This window comes from Nocardioides lentus, from assembly GCF_039529515.1.
GTDB lineage: Bacteria > Actinomycetota > Actinomycetes > Propionibacteriales > Nocardioidaceae > Nocardioides > Nocardioides lentus.
In genome coordinates this window covers 248,108-265,885 of sequence record NZ_BAAAMY010000007.1, presented here as the reverse complement: position 1 = coordinate 265,885, position 17,778 = coordinate 248,108, and the positions used below count along the sequence as shown (strand labels likewise).

General features: G+C 77.3%; 17 protein-coding genes. 15 read left to right on the top strand and 2 right to left on the bottom strand.

The genetic code is table 11. The features are described from left to right. Nucleotides 1-13 precede the first annotated feature (13 nt). The 6 genes from ABD158_RS15600 to ABD158_RS15575 are packed head-to-tail and all read left to right on the top strand — an operon-like array spanning nt 14 to nt 6,987. On the top strand, nt 14-799 hold the full coding sequence (locus tag ABD158_RS15600; RefSeq protein ID WP_344008492.1) for an ATP-binding cassette domain-containing protein: 786 nt from the start codon (nt 14-16) through the stop codon (nt 797-799). Beyond that, nucleotides 796-2,073, top strand: coding sequence for an MFS transporter (locus tag ABD158_RS15595; protein ID WP_344008491.1), 1,278 nt, complete (start codon nt 796-798; stop codon nt 2,071-2,073). Before ABD158_RS15600 ends, ABD158_RS15595 begins: the two co-directional genes overlap by 4 nt. Further along, the gene (locus tag ABD158_RS15590) at nt 2,070-3,602 is read left to right on the top strand and encodes an ABC transporter substrate-binding protein (protein WP_344008490.1); all 1,533 of its coding nucleotides are present in this window, start codon (nt 2,070-2,072) and stop codon (nt 3,600-3,602) included. The genes ABD158_RS15595 and ABD158_RS15590 overlap by 4 nt, the downstream gene beginning before the upstream one ends. Before the next feature lie 19 nt (nt 3,603-3,621). Then, nucleotides 3,622-5,415 carry an ABC transporter permease subunit gene (locus tag ABD158_RS15585; protein ID WP_344008488.1) on the top strand — a complete coding sequence of 598 codons (1,794 nt, stop codon included), beginning with the start codon at nt 3,622-3,624 and terminating at the stop codon, nt 5,413-5,415. Nucleotides 5,416-5,455: 40 nt separating this feature from the next. Beyond that, nucleotides 5,456-6,256 carry a hypothetical protein gene (locus tag ABD158_RS15580; RefSeq protein WP_344008487.1) on the top strand — a complete coding sequence of 267 codons (801 nt, stop codon included), beginning with the start codon at nt 5,456-5,458 and terminating at the stop codon, nt 6,254-6,256. Beyond that, nucleotides 6,253-6,987, top strand: a complete 735-nt coding sequence (locus tag ABD158_RS15575; RefSeq protein ID WP_344008486.1) for a DUF8017 domain-containing protein — start codon at nt 6,253-6,255, stop codon at nt 6,985-6,987. The genes ABD158_RS15580 and ABD158_RS15575 overlap by 4 nt, the downstream gene beginning before the upstream one ends. Nucleotides 6,988-7,027: 40 nt before the next feature. Here ABD158_RS15575 and coaA read toward each other — a convergent pair whose 3' ends face one another. Further along, nucleotides 7,028-7,987, bottom strand: a complete 960-nt coding sequence (gene coaA, locus ABD158_RS15570; protein WP_344008485.1) for a type I pantothenate kinase — start codon at nt 7,985-7,987, stop codon at nt 7,028-7,030. Between the two features lie 77 nt (nt 7,988-8,064). Between coaA and glmS the strand changes: the two genes are divergently transcribed. The 8 genes from glmS (at nt 8,065) to ABD158_RS15530 (ending at nt 15,960) form a co-directional block, all read left to right on the top strand. Beyond that, complete coding sequence (glmS, locus tag ABD158_RS15565; RefSeq protein WP_344008483.1) at nt 8,065-9,906, top strand: glutamine--fructose-6-phosphate transaminase (isomerizing); 1,842 nt, start codon at nt 8,065-8,067, stop codon at nt 9,904-9,906. A 6-nt stretch (nt 9,907-9,912) separates the two neighbouring features. Beyond that, nucleotides 9,913-10,266, top strand: coding sequence for a holo-ACP synthase (locus ABD158_RS15560; protein WP_344008482.1), 354 nt, complete (start codon nt 9,913-9,915; stop codon nt 10,264-10,266). Between the two features lie 245 nt (nt 10,267-10,511). Continuing rightward, entirely contained in the window at nt 10,512-11,930 is a 1,419-nt protein-coding gene (locus ABD158_RS15555) for a bifunctional ADP-dependent NAD(P)H-hydrate dehydratase/NAD(P)H-hydrate epimerase (RefSeq protein ID WP_344008481.1), read from the top strand. A 29-nt stretch (nt 11,931-11,959) separates the two neighbouring features. Then, on the top strand, nt 11,960-13,126 hold the full coding sequence (gene alr, locus ABD158_RS15550) for an alanine racemase (RefSeq protein WP_344008480.1): 1,167 nt from the start codon (nt 11,960-11,962) through the stop codon (nt 13,124-13,126). Further along, nucleotides 13,123-14,205, top strand: coding sequence for an alpha/beta fold hydrolase (locus tag ABD158_RS15545; protein WP_344008479.1), 1,083 nt, complete (start codon nt 13,123-13,125; stop codon nt 14,203-14,205). Before alr ends, ABD158_RS15545 begins: the two co-directional genes overlap by 4 nt. After that, nucleotides 14,189-14,737 carry a tRNA (adenosine(37)-N6)-threonylcarbamoyltransferase complex ATPase subunit type 1 TsaE gene (gene tsaE / locus ABD158_RS15540; RefSeq protein ID WP_344008478.1) on the top strand — a complete coding sequence of 183 codons (549 nt, stop codon included), beginning with the start codon at nt 14,189-14,191 and terminating at the stop codon, nt 14,735-14,737. The genes ABD158_RS15545 and tsaE overlap by 17 nt, the downstream gene beginning before the upstream one ends. A gap of 9 nt (nt 14,738-14,746) precedes the next feature. Beyond that, nucleotides 14,747-15,385 carry a tRNA (adenosine(37)-N6)-threonylcarbamoyltransferase complex dimerization subunit type 1 TsaB gene (tsaB, locus tag ABD158_RS15535; protein WP_344008477.1) on the top strand — a complete coding sequence of 213 codons (639 nt, stop codon included), beginning with the start codon at nt 14,747-14,749 and terminating at the stop codon, nt 15,383-15,385. After that, nucleotides 15,382-15,960 carry a GNAT family N-acetyltransferase gene (locus tag ABD158_RS15530; protein WP_344008476.1) on the top strand — a complete coding sequence of 193 codons (579 nt, stop codon included), beginning with the start codon at nt 15,382-15,384 and terminating at the stop codon, nt 15,958-15,960. The genes tsaB and ABD158_RS15530 overlap by 4 nt, the downstream gene beginning before the upstream one ends. Here ABD158_RS15530 and ABD158_RS15525 read toward each other — a convergent pair. Next, nucleotides 15,936-16,682 carry a GNAT family N-acetyltransferase gene (locus ABD158_RS15525; RefSeq protein WP_344008475.1) on the bottom strand — a complete coding sequence of 249 codons (747 nt, stop codon included), beginning with the start codon at nt 16,680-16,682 and terminating at the stop codon, nt 15,936-15,938. The genes ABD158_RS15530 and ABD158_RS15525 overlap by 25 nt on opposite strands. A 44-nt stretch (nt 16,683-16,726) precedes the next feature. Between ABD158_RS15525 and tsaD the strand changes: the two genes are divergently transcribed. Further along, nucleotides 16,727-17,773 carry a tRNA (adenosine(37)-N6)-threonylcarbamoyltransferase complex transferase subunit TsaD gene (tsaD, locus tag ABD158_RS15520; RefSeq protein ID WP_344008474.1) on the top strand — a complete coding sequence of 349 codons (1,047 nt, stop codon included), beginning with the start codon at nt 16,727-16,729 and terminating at the stop codon, nt 17,771-17,773. The last annotated feature ends 5 nt before the right edge of the window (nt 17,774-17,778 follow it).

Sequence of the window (17,778 nt, the reverse complement as noted above, 5' to 3'; positions counted from 1 at the left end):
CGGAGGCCCGGTCGTGCCGGCGGGCGGGACCGCCCCCGTCGCCCCCCGGCTCGAGGCGGTCGGCGCGTCGTACGGCGAGCGGCTGGTCGGCGTCGACCTGGACGTGGAGCCCGGTACGGCGCTCGGCGTCGTCGGCCGCTCGGGAGCGGGCAAGACCACCCTGGTCCGGCTCCTGCTGGGCCTGGCGCGCCCCAACGCGGGGGAGGTCCGCTGGTGCGGTGAGCCGCTGCCGCGGGGGACCGGGCCCGACTCCCGGCGGCTGCGCCGCGGGCTCGGCTACGTCCCGCAGCACCCCGCCGGCAGCCTCGACCCCCGACGTCCGATCGGCCGCAGCCTCACCGAGCCGCTGCGGCGGCTCCGCGTCCCCGGCGACCGTGCGCGGCACGCCGAGCTCGTCGCGGAGGCCTGCGACGCCGTCGGCCTGGAGCCCCACCTGCGCGACCGGCGCCCGCACGAGCTGTCCGGCGGGCAGGCGCAGCGCGCCGCCATCGCCCGCGCGCTCGTCACCGGGGCCCGGGTCGTGGTCGCGGACGAGCCGGTCGCCGGGCTGGACCCGGAGCTGCGCGAGCTGGTCCTCGACCTGCTCGACGGACTCGTCGGCTCGGGCCGGCTCGGCCTCGTGTGGGTCTCCCACGACCTCGGCGCCACCGCGCGCCTGTGCGAGCGGCTCCTCGTGCTCGACGACGGCCGCACCGCGGAGCACCGTGCGACCCGCGACCTCCTCGCCGACCCCGGCCACCCCGCCACCCGGGCCCTGCTCGACGCCGCACCGCGCCGCCCGCGCGTGGTCGAGGCGTGAGCGCCCGCCCCCCGCTGCCGCCCCTCGGACCGCTCCTCGGCGCGCAGCTCGTCTTCAACACGGGCTTCTACGCCGTCGTGCCGTTCCTCGCGATCGTCCTGCGCGACGACTTCGCCCTGTCCGGCGCCGCGGTCGGCGCCGTGCTCGGCCTGCGCACCTTCGCCCAGCAGGGCATGTTCCTGCTCGGCGGCCTCCTCGTCGACGCGTACGGCGCCCGCAGCCTCGTGCTCCTCGGGTGCGCCGTCCGCGTGCTCGGCTTCGCGCTGCTGGCGGTGCCGGGACAGCTCTGGCTGTTCGTGCTCGGGGTCGTGCTCACCGGGCTCGGCGGGGCGATGTTCTCGCCGGCGCTCGAGACGCTCGTGGCCCGCGCCGGGGTGGAGCGTGCCGCGCAGGGCCGGGCCAGCACCTTCGCGCTGCTCAGCGTCGCGGGGGAGACCGGAGCCGTCCTCGGCCCGCTGCTCGGCGCGCTCCTGCTCGGCTGGGGCTTCGCCGCGGTCGCCGGCGGCGGCGCGGTCGTGTTCGTGGTGATCGGGCTCCTCCTGGCCGTGATGCTCGGCGACGACCGACCGGCCGGGGCCGCACCGGCCGGGCGGTCGGGGGCCGGGCCGTCGGGGACCGCCGCCGCGCGGGCCCGTCGGCTCCCGCCGCGCCGGATCGTGCTGCTCGCGGCGGTCTGCTCGGTCAACCTGCTGGCCTACAACCAGCTCTACCTGGGGCTGCCGGTCGAGCTCGAGCGCGTCGGTCTCGGCGTCGGCACGCTCGGTGCGCTGTTCGCCGGCGCCTCCGTGGCCACCGTCCTGCTGCAGCTGCCCGTCGCGCGCCTGTGCCGTCGTGCCGGTGCACCGGCGTCGGTCCGCACCGGCTACCTGGTCCTCGGCGGCGGCTTCGCCGTCCTCGCCGTCGCGGCGCCCCGGCCCGTGCCGGAGGTCGCCTGGGCGCCGGTCGCGCTCGCCGTCGGCCTGCTGGTGCTCGGCCACCTCGTCGTCACCCCGGTGACCCTCGAGGCCGTCGGACGTCTGGCCCCCGCCACCGCGCTGGGCGCCTCGTACGGACTCATGGCGACCGCCGGCGGCGTGGCCGTCCTGGTCGGCAACACCGGCCTCGGCCTGCTCTACCCGGCCGCGGCCACGCCCGGCGCCGGCGCCGCCGCGGTGTGGGTCGTCCTCGCCGTCCTGCCGCTCGTGCCCGCCGTGGTCGCCCCCCGGCTGCTGCGCACCGCCCCCGACGCCCCTGCTCCCGACGCCCCCGCCCCCGAGCCCCAGGAGACCCGATGAAGAAGCCCGCGCTGACCCTCGCCGCCGTGCTCGCCCTGCCCGCCCTCACCACCGGCTGCTTCTCCGGCGGCGCCGGGGGAGCCGACGGCGCCGACGGCTCCGGCGACCAGCGCCTGCGGCTCGCGATGCTGCAGCCCCCGCGGTCGGGCCTGAGCCCGCTGTCCGACGACGCGTTCAAGCTCTCGCGGTGGAGCACGGCCGAGACCCTCGTCGAGCTCGACGACGCCGGCGACCCCCGGCCGGGGCTCGCGACCTCCTGGGAGCAGACCGCGCCCCGCGAGTGGCGCCTCGAGCTGCGCGAGGACGTCGTCTTCCACGACGGCACCCCGATGGACGCCGACGCCGTGGCCGGCGCCCTGCAGGCCGCGGTCGACGCCTCGCCCGTCCCGCGGATCCTCGACGGCTTCTCCCTCGACGTCGCCACCGACGGCGACGACGCCGTCGTCCTGACCACGGGCGAGGTGGACCCCCTCCTCCCGGCCCGTCTCTCCAGCCCCCAGCTCGCCGTCCTCGCCCCCGCGGCGTACGACGGCGACGGCCCGGTCGACCCGGTCGGCACGGGCACCGGGCCGTTCGAGCTGGTCGCCTCCGACGGGACCGCCGGCGCCACGCTCGACCGCTTCGACGACTACTGGGGCGAGCCCGCGGCCGCGGCCGGCATCGACGTCTCGTACGTGCCCGACGGCACCGCGCGGGGCGCGGCGCTGCGCACCGGCGAGGCCGACGTCGTCGAGGCGGTGCCGGTCTCGCAGCAGGCGGGCATCGACCCCGACCTGCTCCACGAGGTCGCCATGCCGCGCACCAACACCCTCTACCTCAACACCGACCGCGGTCCCTTCGCGGACCCGGCCGTCCGCGCCGCCGCCCGGGAGGCGCTCGACCCGGCGCGGATCGTCGCCGACGTCTACGAGGGCAGCGCCGACGAGGCCACGGGCCTCCTCGGCCCGGCCCTGCCGTGGGCCGCGCCGTTGCGCGAGGGCGGCTCGTGGGCCGCGACGGTGGGCGGGCGGGTCGAGCCCGCGACGCCCGCCGAGGTCGACGGCGCACCGATCACCCTCGGCACCTTCACCGACCGCGCCGAGCTGCCCGAGGTCGCCGTGCTGCTCGAGCAGCAGCTCGAGGACGCGGGCTTCGAGGTCACCCAGGACGTGCGGGAGTACCAGTTCATCGAGTCCGACGCCATCGACGGCGCGTTCGACGCCTTCCTGCTGTCCCGCGCGACGGTGCTCGACTCCGGCGACCCGGTCGCCTACCTCGCGAGCGACTTCGGCTGCGAGGGGTCCTTCAACCTCTCGCAGCTCTGCGACCCGGCCGTGGACGCCGCCGTCGAGGAGGCCGCCCGCACCCCCGCGGGCGACGAGCGCCGGGCCGCGATCATCGCCGCCGAGGCGGAGCTGCTCGCCACCGACGCCGCCATCCCGCTGCTCCACGAGCGCGTCTCGCAGGGCGAGGCCGCGGGCGTCCGGGGTGCGCTGCGCGACCCGCGCGAGCGCGAGCTGGTGGACTCCGGCACGCGCGTCGAGCGCTGAGCGGCCGGGGGAGTCCGAGGTGACGGGGTCGTCCGGCGGGGCGCGGCGGGTGCCGGTGGCCGCGCTGTCGCGCGTGGTCGCGGTGCTCGCGGTCGTCGGGGGCGTGGCCCTGCTGCCGTGGCTCTCGGGCCGGGACGCGGCGTACACCGTCCTGCGGGCGCGGTACGCCGACCGCGAGGCCACGCCGGAGGCGCTCGCCGCCGTCCGGGTCGAGCTGGGGCTCGACGCCGGGCCGCTCGCGGTGGCCGGCGACTGGCTCGGCGGGCTGCTGGTCGGCGACCTCGGCGAGTCCTGGATCAGCGGCCGGCCCGTCGCCGGTGGCCTGCTCGCCGCGCTCGGGGTCTCGCTGACCCTCACGCTCGCCGCACTGGCGGTCGCGGCGGTGCTGCTGGCCGCGTCGGTCGCGCCCGTGCTGCGCGCCGGGCTGCGCGGGCGGCCGCAGGCCGGGACGGGGGCGCTCGGCGCGGCGCTGGTCGCCCTCCCGGAGTTCGTGCTCGCCACGCTGCTGCTGCTCGTCGGCGCGGTCTGGCTGGGCTGGTTCCCGCCGTACGGGTGGGCGGGGGCGGCGAACCTCCCCCTGCCCGCGCTCGCGCTCGGCCTGCCGGCGGGCGGCCTGCTGGGCCGGCTGCTCGGGACGGCCGTGGCCGCCGCCGCGGCCGAGCCCTGGGTGCGGACCTGGCTCCTGGCCGGCCACGGCCGGGTCGCGACGGGCCTGGCCGTGCTGCGCCGCGCCGTGCCGTCGGTCGCCGGCCAGGCGGCCCTCGTGGTCGTCGGCGTGACCGGGGGAGCGGTGGCGGTCGAGGAGGTCTTCGCGATCCCCGGCCTCGGCCGCCTCACGCTCGGGGCGGCGGCCGCGCAGGACCTCCCGGTCCTCCAGGCCGGACTGCTCGCGCTCCTCGGCCTCGCGGTCCTCCTCGGCGGCGCCGTCGCGGCCCTGCGGTGGCTGCTGCTGGGTGGTGCCCGCGAGCCCGAGCTGCCGCCCCCGCCGCCGGAGCCCCGCAGCCGTCGCCGGGACCTGGCGGTGGTCCTCGGCGCCGGGGGCCTGCTGGCCGTGACGGTCGTGGCCGGTCTGGTGCGCGACCCGACGGGCTCGTCCCACCCGCGGCTCGCGCCGCCGTCGTGGGCGCTGCCGCTCGGCGCCGACGCGTCCGGGCGCGACCTGCTCGCCCGGGTCGGCCACGGGGCCGTCACCACCCTCGGCACGGCGCTGGCGGTGCTGGCGGTCTGCACGGTCGTCGGGCTGCTCCTCGGCTGCCTGCCCCGCGCCTGCGCGGGCCCGGTCGAGGTCGCCAACGCGCTGCCGCCCGTGGTCGTCGGTCTCCTCGTGGTCGCCCTGTCGGGCCCCTCGGTCCTGGCCGCGGCGGTCGCGGTCGGCCTCGTGTCGTGGTCGCCGCTGGCCGCCCACACCGCCGCGCTCGTGGAGGAGGCCCGTCGCGCGCCGCACGTCGAGGTGCTGCCGCTGCTGGGCGTCGGCCGGGCCCGGCTGCTGTGGGCCCACGTGCTGCCGGCGGTGGCCGGGCCGGTGGTGCGCCACGCGGCCCTCCGGCTGCCGGGGGTGGCCCTCGCGCTGGCCTCGCTGGGCTTCCTCGGGCTGGGTGCCGCTCCACCGACCCCCGAGTGGGGCCTGCTGCTCGCCGAGGGCTCGGCGTACGTCGAGCGGGCGCCGTGGACCGTCCTCGCGCCGGCGTCGGCGCTGGTCCTGGCGGCCGTGGTCGCCGTGGCCGGCGCGTCCCTGCGACGTGGGCCGCGCCGGACGGTGCCCGGGAGGCCGGCCCGGGGCGTGGCGGGTGTGGGAGCCCCGGCGGCGGGGTAGGTTGCCGCGCGAGGGATCGGGGCCGACGAGGGGGGCACGGGTGGCGCGGGACGAGCGCGGGTCGTCGGCCGTGGCGACCTCGGTGGCCACCGCCCTGGCGGTCCTGGCCGTGCTGGCGGTCCTCGCCGCGGCCACCGTCGCCGGCGTGACCTACCGCGGCGGCGGCACCGACGGCACAACCGCGGACCCGGTGGGCCCGGGCTCCTCGACGCCCGCCGGACCGAGCACGTCGTCCGCCCCGGAGCCCGAGCTGGCGTTCCCGGACGGGCAGCGACTGGCGGGCGACGCCCGCGACAACGCGACCGTCGACGTCCCCTCGGCCGAGGAGGGGTGGACCGAGGAGGGCCTCACGGTCGGTTACCAGACCGACGACGGGACCACCGTGGGCACCGAGGACCCCTACCTGCTCGACCGCGGCTTCTGCACCGCGCCGACCGGCTTCGAGGAGTACCGCGCCTACGTCGGGCTCACCGCCCCGATCTCCGACACCTCCGGCGACGACCCGGCCCGCGACGCCGTCGACCAGACCCTGGAGCGCTGGCTGCCGGTCGTCTTCGAGGGCGACCAGGAGCCGCCCGAGGTCGACTACGCCGACACCGAGATCGCCGACGGCACGCCGGCGAGGCTGGCGACGATGCGTTTCGAGGCCCTCGACGAGGACCGCGACCGCTGCTCGCCCCCGGCGACAGAGCTCCGCTTCCTCGCCTTCGACACCGGCGACTACGTCGCGGTCGTCGTCAGCTCCCGCGGCGTGACGGTCGACGGCGAGGACCTGCCCGACGGCCTCGGCAGCGACCTGCTCGACGAGATCCTCGCCTCCGCACGGGTGCAGCAGCCGTGAGCCCCGCCGCGCGCCGGACGCTCGCCGGAGCCCTCGCCCCGCTGGCCGTGCTCGCGGTCCTGGTCTCCGGCGTGAGCGCCGCCGTGGTGTACCGCGGTGACGACATCCCGGAGGCCGACGGCGGCACGACGCCCACCGCGACCCCGCCGGGCGAGGACGTCCTCGCGCCCGACGGGTTCCGCCGCTACGAGGGCAGCGGGGGCACGAGCGCGCTGATCCCCAGCACCGGCGGCTGGGAGACCACGCAGACCTACGACGTGTTCGTCGTGAAGGGTGACGAGGGCCGGGTCCGCCTCTCCTCGCCCGCGATCTCGGACCTCGCGTGGTGCGACGACGTGCCGAACGCGACCCTCGCCGTCCTCGGCTTCACCACCCCACCCGATCTCAACACCTCCGCGCAGAACGAGGCCGCCCGGGTCCTCGACCGGTGGGTGACCGCGCTGCGGACCTCCGACGGCGACGACCTCGCCGCCACCGAGCCGACCTCGAGCGAGGTCGAGCTCGACAGCGGTGCCACCGCCTGGACCTCGGCGTCGGTCATCGAGGCGTCCGCCGAGGACGGCTGCGACCTGCAGGAGACCGAGGTCCGGGTCGTCTCGGCCGAGAGCGAGGACCGCGGGGCGGTCACGGCGGTGCTGCTGCGGGCCCTCGACGCCGAGGGCGACGAGCTGCCCGAGGGCGTCGACGCGGAGACCGCGGACGCGATCCTGCGCAGCTTCCAGCCCGGCTGAGCCGCCGCCCACCGCCCCGCGCGAGGGCTCGGGCGGACCGTCAGAGCTTGCGCAGTCGCACGTAGCGCACCGAGTGGTCCGCGTCCTTGCGGAGCACGAGCGTGGCGCGCGACCGGGTGGGGAGCACGTTCTCCCGCAGGTTCGGGCCGTTGATGGCGTCCCAGATCCGCTCCGCCTCCGCGCGGGCCTCGGCCTCGCTGAGCGCGGCGTACTTGGCGAAGTAGGACGCCGGGTCGCGGAACGCGGTCTCGCGCAGCCGCAGGAACCGCTCGACGTACCAGCGCCGGATGTCGGAGGTCGCGGCGTCGACGAAGACCGAGAAGTCGAAGAAGTCCGACACGGCCAGCCCGGTGCGCCCGTCGCTGCGCACGGCCGCGGGCTGCAGCACGTTGAGGCCCTCGACGATGACGATGTCGGGCCGGCGCACGGCGACCTTGCGGTCGGGCACCACGTCGTAGGTGAGGTGGTCGTAGGTCGGCGCGTCGACCTCCTCGCGCCCGGACTTGATGTCGACGACGAACCGCAGCAGCGCCTTGCGGTCGTAGGACTCGGGGAAGCCCTTGCGCTGCAGCAGCCCGCGGCGCTCGAGCTCGGCGTTGGGCAGCAGGAACCCGTCGGTGGTCACGAGCGCCACCTGGGGGTGCTCGGGCCAGTGGGCCAGCATGTGCTGCAGCACGCGGGCGGTGGTGGACTTCCCGACCGCCACCGAGCCCGCCAGGCCGATCACGAACGGGGTGCGCGGCGGCTGGGTGCGGTGGAGGAACTCCTCCTGGCGCCGGTGCAGCGCGCCCGCGGCCCCGACGTACAGCGACAGCAGGCGCGACAGCGGCAGGTAGACCTGCTCGACCTCGTCGAGGTCGAGCTGGTCACCGAGTCCGCGGACGCGCTCGATCTCGACCGCGTCCAGCGCGTCGTCGCCGGAGCTCGCCAGCCGGGCCCAGGCGGCGCGCTCGAGCTCGACGTACGGGGAGCTCTCGGCCGCGTGCCCGCCGTTCGCCATGGGCGTGAGCCTAGGGCGGGGCCTGCGGGAGCGGCGGACGCGGGGTCGCGGCGCGCCGTCTCCTAGACTCGGCGCCCATGTGCGGAATCGTGGGGTACGTCGGACACCGTCAGGCCCAGGACGTCGTCGTCGAGGGGCTGCGACGGCTGGAGTACCGGGGCTACGACTCGGCGGGGATCGCCCTGGTCGACGGCGGCGCCATCGCCTCCGACAAGCGAGCCGGCAAGCTGGCCAACCTGGAGGCGGCGCTCGCGGCCGCGCCGCTGCCGGCGTCCTCCACGGGCATCGGCCACACCCGGTGGGCGACCCACGGCGCGCCCACCGACGCCAACGCCCACCCCCACCTCGGGGAGAAGAGCCGCATCGCGCTCGTCCACAACGGCATCGTCGAGAACTACGTGCAGCTGCGGACCGAGCTGGAGGCCGCCGGCCACGTGCTCGCCTCGGAGACCGACACCGAGGTCGCGGCCCACGTGCTGGAGGCCGAGCTGGCCGAGGCCGGCGACCTGTCCGAGGCCATGCGCCGTACCTGCCGCCGCCTCGAGGGGGCCTTCACCCTCGTCGCCGTCGACGCCGAGGACCCGAGCACCGTCGTCGCGGCCCGCCGCAACTCCCCGCTCGTCGTCGGGATCGGCGAGGGCGAGAACTTCCTCGGCTCCGACGTCGCGGCGTTCATCGAGCACACCCGCGAGGCCCTCGAGCTGGGCCAGGACCAGGTCGTGGCCATCACCGCCGACGGCGTCGTCGTCACCGGCTTCGACGGCAGCCCCGCGGAGGGCACCCGCTACCACGTCGACTGGGACCTCTCGGCCGCCAAGAAGGACGGCTACGACTGGTACATGCGCAAGGAGATCTTCGAGCAGCCGCGCGCGGTCGCCGACGCGCTCCTGGGCCGCTGGTCCGCCGAGGGCCAGCTGCAGCTCGACGAGCTGCGCCTCTCCGAGGGCGAGCTGCGCGAGATCGACAAGATCGTGGTCATCGGCTGCGGCACCGCCAACTACTCGGGGCTCGTCGCGAAGTACGCGATCGAGCACTGGACCCGCATCCCCTGCGAGGTCGAGCTCGCCCACGAGTTCCGCTACCGCGACCCGATCCTGACCCGCAACACGCTGGTGGTGGCGATCAGCCAGTCCGGCGAGACCGCCGACACGCTCATGGCGATCCGCTACGCCAAGCTGCAGAAGGCCAAGGTCCTGGCGATCTGCAACACCAACGGCTCCACGATCCCGCGCGAGTCCGACGCGGTGATCTACACCCACGCCGGCCCCGAGATCGCCGTCGCCTCCACCAAGGGCTTCCTGACCCAGCTCATCGCCTGCTACCTGCTGGGCCTCTACCTGGCCCAGGTCCGCGGCACGAAGTTCGGCGACGAGATCACCGCCGTCGTGCGCGAGCTCGAGCTGGTGCCCGCCAAGGTGCAGCAGCAGCTCGACCGCTGCGAGGAGATCTACGCCCTGGCCCGGGAGCACGCCGACACCCGCTCGGTGCTGTTCCTCGGACGCCACGCGGGCTTCCCGGTCGCGCTCGAGGGCGCGCTCAAGCTCAAGGAGCTCGCCTACATCCACGCCGAGGGCTTCGCGGCCGGCGAGCTCAAGCACGGTCCGATCGCGCTGATCGAGGAGGGCCTCCCGGTCTTCTGCGTCATGCCCCCCAAGGGGCGCGACCAGCTCCACGACAAGATGGCGAGCGCCGTGCAGGAGGTGCGCGCCCGCGGGGCCCGCACGATCGCGCTGGTCGAGGAGGGCGACGACGCCGCGTCGTACGCCGACACGGTGATCCCGCTGCCCAAGGTCCCCACGCTGCTCCAGCCGCTGGTGGCGGTGGTGCCGCTGCAGCTGTTCGCCTGCGAGCTCGCGACGGTGATGGGCCACGACGTCGACCAGCCGCGCAACCTGGCCAAGTCCGTCACGGTCGAGTAGCGCGCCGTGGCGGTCGTCGGCGTCGGCATCGACGTGTGCGAGATCGAGCGGTTCGCGGCCTCGCTCCGTCGTACACCGGGCCTGCGGGACCGGCTGTTCACCGTCGCCGAGGCGACCCGCGGCGACGCGTCGCTGGCCGCCCGGTTCGCGGCGAAGGAGGCCCTGGCGAAGGCCCTCGGCGCCCCCGGCGGCCTGGCCTGGCACGACGCGGAGGTCGTGAGCGAGGACTCCGGCCGCCCCCGGCTCGACGTCCGTGGCACGGTCCGCGACGCCTGCGCCGCCCGCGGCGTCGTCTCCCTCCACGTGTCGCTGTCCCACGACGCCGGCATCGCCTCCGCCGTGGTGGTCCTGGAGAGCTGAGTCGGCAGGCGCGTGCACCGGGAGGGCGTCGAGTCGGCCCGGGTGCGCACCGGGAGGGCGTCGAGTCGGCCCGGACGCGCACCGGGAGGGCATCGAGTCGGCCCGGGTGCGCACGCGAGTGCCGCCTCGGGCCTGCGGCCGTGCACACGACTGCCGACTCGGGCCTGCGGCCGTGCGCGCAAGTGCCGACTCGGCCCTGCGGCCGTGCACACAGCTGCCGACTCGGGCCTCGTTAGGTTGGGTGCATGAGGCGTGCGCACACCGTGGAGGAGATCCGGTCGGCCGAGGCGGCGCTGATGGCGACGCTGCCGGAGGGCGCGCTGATGGAGCGTGCGTCCACCGGCCTGGCGCACCTCGTGGCCGACCTGCTCGGCGCCTGCTACGGGCGGACCGTGCGGCTGCTGGTCGGCTCGGGCGACAACGGCGGCGACGCCCTGTACGCCGGGGCCGTGCTGGCGCGCCGCGGGTGCCGGGTCGAGGTGCGGGCGCTGTCGTCGACCCCGCACCCGGCCGGGCTGGCGGCGCTGCGGGCGGCGGGTGGGCGCCTGCTCGGCGCGGACGAGCCCGGTCGGCGTCCCGACCTGGTCCTCGACGCCGTCGTCGGCATCGGCGGGCGCCCGGGGCTGCGCGACGACGCCGCCGCGGCGCTGGCCGAGGTGGCCGGCGTGCCGGTCGTCGCGGTCGACGTCCCCTCGGGCGTCGGGGTGGACACCGGCGAGCTGCCCACCGCCGCACAGGGCACCCACGTCACCGCCGACCTCACGGTCACCTTCGGCACCCACCGGGTCTGCCACCTCGTCGACCCGGCCGCCGCGGCGTGCGGGCCGGTCCACGTCGTGCCGCTGGGCGGTCCCGGCGGCGACCTCGTCCTGGCCCCGGCGTCGGTGACGGCGCTGCAGGCCGGCGACGTCGCCCGGCTGCTGCCGCGGCCCGTGGGGGAGTCGCAGAAGTACGACCGCGGTGTCGTCGGCGTCCGTGCGGGCTCGGCGCGCTACCCCGGCGCCGGGCTGCTCTGCGTCGCCGGCGCGGCCAGCGGGCTCGCCGGCATGGTCCGGTACGTCGGGGACGCCGAGGTCGCCGCGACCGTCAAGGCCCAGCACCCCGAGGTCGTCGGCGACGGCCGCGTGCAGGCGTGGGCGGTCGGCTCGGGCGGGGACGAGGACGCCCGGCGCCACCTCGCGGAGGCCCGCGCCGACGAGGTGCCCCTGGTCGTCGACGCCGACGCGCTGCGCCACGTCACCGACTTCGGTGGGCCCCTCGCGAGCGCCGCCGTGCTGACCCCGCACGCCGGCGAGCTCGCCACGATGCTCGACGTCGAGCGCAGCGCCGTCGAGGCCGCGCCGCTGGCCCACGTGCGGCGCGCCGCCGAGACCTTCGGCGCCGTCGTGCTCCTCAAGGGCCGGCGCACGCTCGTCGCCGACCGCGACGGCGACGTCCGGGCCGTCGGCACCGGCCCGGCCTGGCTGGCCACCGCCGGGGCCGGCGACGTGCTCACCGGCCTCGTCGGGGCCCTGCTCGCCTCCGGCCTCGCGCCGTACGACGCGGCCTCCGTGGGCGCCTGGCTGCACGGGTCGGCGGCCCGCCTCGCCTCCGCGGGGGGTCCGCTGGTCGCCGGTGACGTGGCCCGCGCGATCCCGTCCGCGGTGCGCGCCCTGCCCGCCTGAGCGCCGCGCGGGCTGAGAGACTGCCCGGCGTGCCCGCGCCGCCCACGACCCCGCCCCGCGTCGAGGTCCGCGTCGACCTCGACGCGGTCCGCGACAACGTGGCCCGCCTGCGCGGGCTCGTGGCCCCCGCGGTGCTGATGGCCGTGGTCAAGGCCGACGGCTACGGCCACGGGCTCGTCGAGGCCGCCGGGGCCGCGCGGGCCGGTGGCGCCGACTGGCTGGCCACCGCCACGCCGGAGGAGGCGCTGGCCCTGCGCGCGGCGGGCGACGCCGGGCCGCTGCTGTGCTGGCTGACGACCCCCGGCGACGACCTGCGCCCCGCGGTCGCCGCCGGCGTCGACCTCACGGCGTACGCCCCCGACGAGGTGGCCGCCGTCGCCGCCGCCGCCCGCGCCGTCGGACGCCCGGCGCGGCTGCAGCTCAAGGTCGACACCGGCCTCTCGCGCGGCGGGGCGACGCCCGCCGGGTGGCCGGCCCTGGTGCGCGCCGCGGCGGCGGCCCGCGACGCCGGGGACGTCGTCGTCACCGGCACCTGGTCGCACTTCGCCTGCGCCGACGAGCCCGCCCACCCGGCCAACGACACCCAGCAGGCGGTCTTCGACTCCGCCCTGGCCACGATGGCCGACCTCGGGGTCGACCCCGGCCTGCGCCACCTCGCCAACTCCGCCGCCGCCCTCCTGCGTCCCGCCGCGGCGTACGACGCGGTGCGCTGCGGGATCGCGACCTACGGCGTCGACCCGGCGCCGGGCGCCCACGACTGGACGGCCCTCGGGCTGCGGCCGGCGATGTCGGTGCGCGCGCGGGTGGCGATGGTGAAGCGGATCGAGGCGGGCGCGGGCGTGTCCTACGGCCACCGCTGGACCGCACCCCACGACACCTGGGTGGCCCTGGTGCCGGCGGGCTACGGCGACGGCGTGCCCCGGCACGCCTCCGACGTCGCGGAGGTCCTCGTCGCCGGGCGCCGGCGCCCGCTCCGGGGGACCGTGTGCATGGACCAGGTCGTCGTCGAGCTGGGCCCCGACGACGCGGACCGCGTCGAGCCCGGCAGCGAGGCGGTGCTCCTCGGCGACCCCGCCCGCGGCGAGCCGAGCGCGACGGAGTGGGCCGAGGTGAGCGGCACGATCGGCTACGAGGTCGTGACCCGGATGGGCGGGTGGCGCACGGTGCGCACCCACCACGGAGAGGTGGACGCATGAAGCGCGGCGTCGTCGGTCTGATCGCGGGGGTCGCGGGCCTCACCGTCACGGGCGCGGCCGCCGGCGCGGCCGTGCACCGGCGCCGCAGCATCGCCGGGCGGTCGCTGGGCCGCGAGCACGAGCTGGGCTCGCTGCGCGCGACGCCCCTCACGGTCGTGGCCGACGACGGGGTGCCGCTCCACGTCGAGGTCGACGAGGTCGACGAGGTCGACCGGCCCGAGCAGGGCGACGGGGGCGCGGCCGGCCCGGTGACCGTCGTGCTCGTCCACGGCTACGCCCTCAACCTGGACTGCTGGCACTTCCAGCGCGCTGCGCTCCGCGGCCGGCTGCGCACGGTCCTCTACGACCAGCGCTCCCACGGCCGGTCCGGCCGCTCGGAGCCCGAGCACGCCACCATCGACCAGCTCGGGTCCGACCTGGCACGCGTCCTCGAGGAGGTCACCGAGGGTCCGGTCGTGCTCGTCGGGCACTCGATGGGCGGCATGACGCTGCTCGCGCTGGCCGAGCAGCGCCCCGAGCTGTTCGCGGACCGGGTGGTCGGCGTGGGGCTGGTCGCGACCGCCGCCGGCGGCCTGCAGCCCCACAAGAGCGTCCTGCCGATGCTGCCCTCGACGATCGGCGGCGAGCTGTCGACCCGCCTGGTCGCCCTGCTCTCCCGCGGGCACCACGCCGTCGACGGCGTGCGGCGCCTGGGGCGCGACGTCGCCTTCGTCGCCACCGACATGTTCGCCTTCGGCGGCCCCGTGCCCGAGACGATGCTCGCCTTCGTCGACGACATGCTCGCCGCGACGCCGTTCGAGGTGCTCGCGGACTTCTTCCCGAGCTTCCGCCGCCTCGACAAGTACGCCGCGCTGGGCGCGCTGGAGGGCGTGCCCACCGTCGTCGTCGGCGCCACGAAGGACCGGATGACCCCGATCAGGCTCAGCCGCCGGCTCGCCGAGGGCGTCCCCGGCGCCGAGCTGGTCGAGTGCGAGGGCGCCGGGCACCTGGTGATCCTCGAGCAGCACGAGCGGGTCGACGAGGCGCTCGCCACGCTGGTCGAGCGGGCCACGGAGCTGGCGCGTGAGCGCGCCGCCTGAGGCGTCGGCGATCTACGAGGTCGCCGACACCGACGCCATGCTCGCCCTCGGCGCCGAGGTCGCGGCCCTGCTGCGGCCCGGCGACCTGCTGGTCCTCGTCGGAGGCCTCGGCGCGGGCAAGACGACCTTCACCCGCGGGCTCGGCGCCGGGCTCGGCGTGCGCGGGGCGGTGACCTCGCCGACCTTCGTCCTGGCCCGCGTCCACCCCTCCACCACCGGCGGGCCCGCGCTGGTGCACGTCGACGCCTACCGCCTCGGCGGCGGGGCCGAGCTCGACGACCTCGACCTCGACGCCGAGCTCGAGGACTCCGTCACCGTCGTCGAGTGGGGCGAGGGCCTGGCCGAGGTGCTCGCCGCCGACCGGCTCGAGGTGCGCATCGAGCGGGCGGTCGGCGCCGACGCGGGTGCCGACGCGGGTGCCGACGCGGGTGCCGACGACCGTGGGGCGGACGCCGGGACCGCGGACCCGCGGGTCCTCACCCTCACCGGTGTCGGCGACCGCTGGTCGGGCGTCGCCTGGCCGGCTCGATAGCCTGCTCGGGTGCTGCTGACCCTCGACACCGCGACGCCGTACGTGACCGTCGCCGTCCACGACGGCACCGACGTCGTCGCCGAGGTGACCGGCGAGGAGCGCATGCGGCACGGCGAGCAGGTCGCGCCCGCGATCGCCGAGGCCCTCGCGCGCGCCGGCGTCGACCGGGACGAGCTCACCGCGATCGGCGTCGGCGTCGGCCCGGGCCCGTTCACCGGGCTGCGGGTCGGTGTCGTCACCGCCCGGGTCCTGGCCCACGTCCTCGACGTCCCGGCCTACGGGGTGTGCAGCCTCGACGTCCTCGCCGTCGAGGCGGTCGCCCGCGGACAGGTCGACACCCCGTTCGTCGTGGCCTCCGACGCCCGGCGCAAGGAGGTCCACGTCGCGACCTACGACGAGCGCGCCCGGCGCCTCGAGGGACCGGTCGTGGCGAAGCCCGCCGACGTCGCCACCGCGGTGCCGGTCGTCGGGGAGGGGGCGCTGCTCTACCCCGAGGCGTTCGCCCACGCGGTCGGGCCGACCCGCGTCTCGGCCGGCTTCCTGGCCCGCACGATCGCCGGTGAGCACGCCGAGCTGCTCGACCCGGAGCCCCTCTACCTGCGCCGGCCCGACGCGGTCGCCGGGCTGTCGTCCAAGCGCGTCTCGTGAGCCCGGGGTCCCGGGCGGCCGCCGGCCCCGCGGGCGTGACGGTCCGGCGCGCCACCCGCGACGACGTGGACGCGGTCGCGGCGCTCGAGGCCGAGGCCCTCGGCGCCGACGCGTGGTCGCCCGCGCTGGTGCGCGCCGGGATCCTCGGCGACCTGCCGACCGTGCGCTACCTCGTCGCCGAGGGCGACCGGGCGACCGGGGGCACGACCGGGGGCACGACCGGGGGCACGACTAGGGGCTCGGTCGGGCACGCCGTGGCGAGCCTGGTGCCCGACGTCGCGGAGCTGCAGCGGATCGGCGTCACCGCCACCGCCCGCCGGGCCGGGGTCGCGAGCGCGCTGCTCGCCGCGGTGCTGGACGAGGCCCGGGCCGCCGGCGCCGCGCGGCTGCTGCTCGAGGTCCGCGAGGACAACGACGGGGCCCTGGCCTTCTACGCGGCGCGCGGCTTCGCCGAGATCGCGCGACGGCGCAACTACTACGCGGACCGCGCCACCGCGGTGGTGATGGAGCGACGTCTGCACGAGGAGGCGCAGGAGCAACCGTCGGGGCCTCAGTCGGCGAGCCGACCGGAGTAGAAGGTGTGGCGGGTGCGGAAGCCCAGCCGGTCGTAGACCGCGAGCGCCGGCGCGTTGTCGACGTACACCCCGAGGGTGGCCACGCCCGAGGCCCCCGCCAGCGCCCGCCGGGTCAGCGCCGCCGACAGCGCGGTGCCCAGCCCCTGCCCGCCGTACGACGGGAGCACGGCGATGCCGCGCAGGTTGCCCGTCCCGTCGGGCTGGCGGGCCAGCGCCCCGACGCCGGCGAGCACCCCGTCGGCGCCCCGGACGCCGAGCCAGCACTCGATGCCGGCCGTGCCGGGTCGCGCGTGGGTCTCGGGCATCGCGGCGTCGAGGACGGCGTCGACCGCGGCCGCACCCTGGCCCGAGTCCGAGGCGAGGTCGACCTCCTCGACGGCGGGCGGTGGTGCCGGTGGTGCCGGCGGTGCCTGCGTGGTCAGCATCCAGTGCCACGAGCGCGGCTCGGCGGGCCGCCACGCGGGCGGCAGCGCGCCGGCGGAGGCCTCGTCGAGGATCAGCCGCCAGGGTCGCTCGGCCTCGTCGGCGACCTCGGCGATCAGGGGGTCAAGGTCGGCCGCGGGCCCCACGCCGGCGGTCAGCACCCGCACGCCGTCGGCCATCGGCCGGTCCATCTCGACCACGGCCGCCTCGCCGCGGCGCCACGCCCGGCGCACCGCCCCGGGCGCGACGTGGTGGCGCCAGAACGGGTCGGTCAGTCCCTCGAGCAGCGTGTCCGGCACCGACCCATCATCACCGGCCCCGCCGCGACCGCCATGATGGAGGGGTGGCTGACCTCCCCCTGGTCCTCGGCATCGAGACCTCCTGCGACGAGACCGGCATCGGCCTGGTGCGCGGTCACACGCTGCTGGCCGACGCGGTCGCGAGCAGCGTCGAGGAGCACGCCCGCTTCGGCGGCGTCGTGCCCGAGGTGGCCAGCCGGGCCCACCTCGAGGCGATGGTGCCGACACTCGAGCGGGCCTGCGAGACCGCCGGGGTGCGCCTCGCCGACGTCGACGCCGTGGCGGTCACCGCCGGCCCCGGGCTCGCCGGGGCGCTGCTGGTCGGGGTCGCGGCCGCCAAGGCGCTCGCGATCGGTCTCGGCCGGCCCCTCTACGGCGTCAACCACCTCGCCGCCCACGTCGCCGTGGACACCCTCGAGCACGGCGCCCTGCCCGAGCCGTGCCTCGCCCTGCTGGTCTCCGGGGGCCACTCCAGCCTGCTGCGCGTCGACGACGTGACCGCCGGGGTCGACCCGCTCGGCGCCACCATCGACGACGCGGCCGGTGAGGCCTTCGACAAGGTCGCCCGCCTCCTCGGCCTCGGCTTCCCCGGCGGCCCGTTCGTCGACCGTGCCGCCGCCTCGGGCTCCTCGGTGGCGATCCAGTTCCCCCGCGGCCTGTCGAGCCGCCGCGACCTGGAGCGCCACCGCTTCGACTTCTCCTTCTCCGGGCTCAAGACCGCGGTCGCCCGGTGGGTGGAGGCGCGCGAGCGGGCCGGCGAGCCGGTGCCGGTCGCCGACGTCGCCGCGTCCTTCCAGGAGGCGGTCTGCGACGTGCTGGTGCGCAAGTCGCTGGACGCCGCCACCAGCCAGGGGATCGAGGACCTGCTGATCGGCGGCGGCGTCGCCGCCAACTCCCGGCTGCGCGCGATGGCCGTCGAGCGCGCCGAGGCCGCCGGCGTACGGGTCCGCGTGCCGCGCCCGGGCCTGTGCACCGACAACGGCGCCATGGTCGCCGCGCTGGGCTCCGAGGTCGTCCGCCGTGGGCGCACCCCCTCCGACCTGGACCTGCCCGCGGACTCCTCCCTGCCCGTCACCGACGTGCTGCTCTGAGCGCC

Coding starts and splice junctions, on each gene's coding strand:
- ABD158_RS15555 (WP_344008481.1), top strand. CDS start 10,512: ATGAGGCGTGCGCACACCGTGGAGGAGATCCGGTCGGCCGAGGCGGCG.
- coaA (WP_344008485.1), bottom strand. CDS start 7,987: ATGGCGAACGGCGGGCACGCGGCCGAGAGCTCCCCGTACGTCGAGCTC.
- ABD158_RS15590 (WP_344008490.1), top strand. CDS start 2,070: ATGAAGAAGCCCGCGCTGACCCTCGCCGCCGTGCTCGCCCTGCCCGCC.
- glmS (WP_344008483.1), top strand. CDS start 8,065: ATGTGCGGAATCGTGGGGTACGTCGGACACCGTCAGGCCCAGGACGTC.
- ABD158_RS15545 (WP_344008479.1), top strand. CDS start 13,123: ATGAAGCGCGGCGTCGTCGGTCTGATCGCGGGGGTCGCGGGCCTCACC.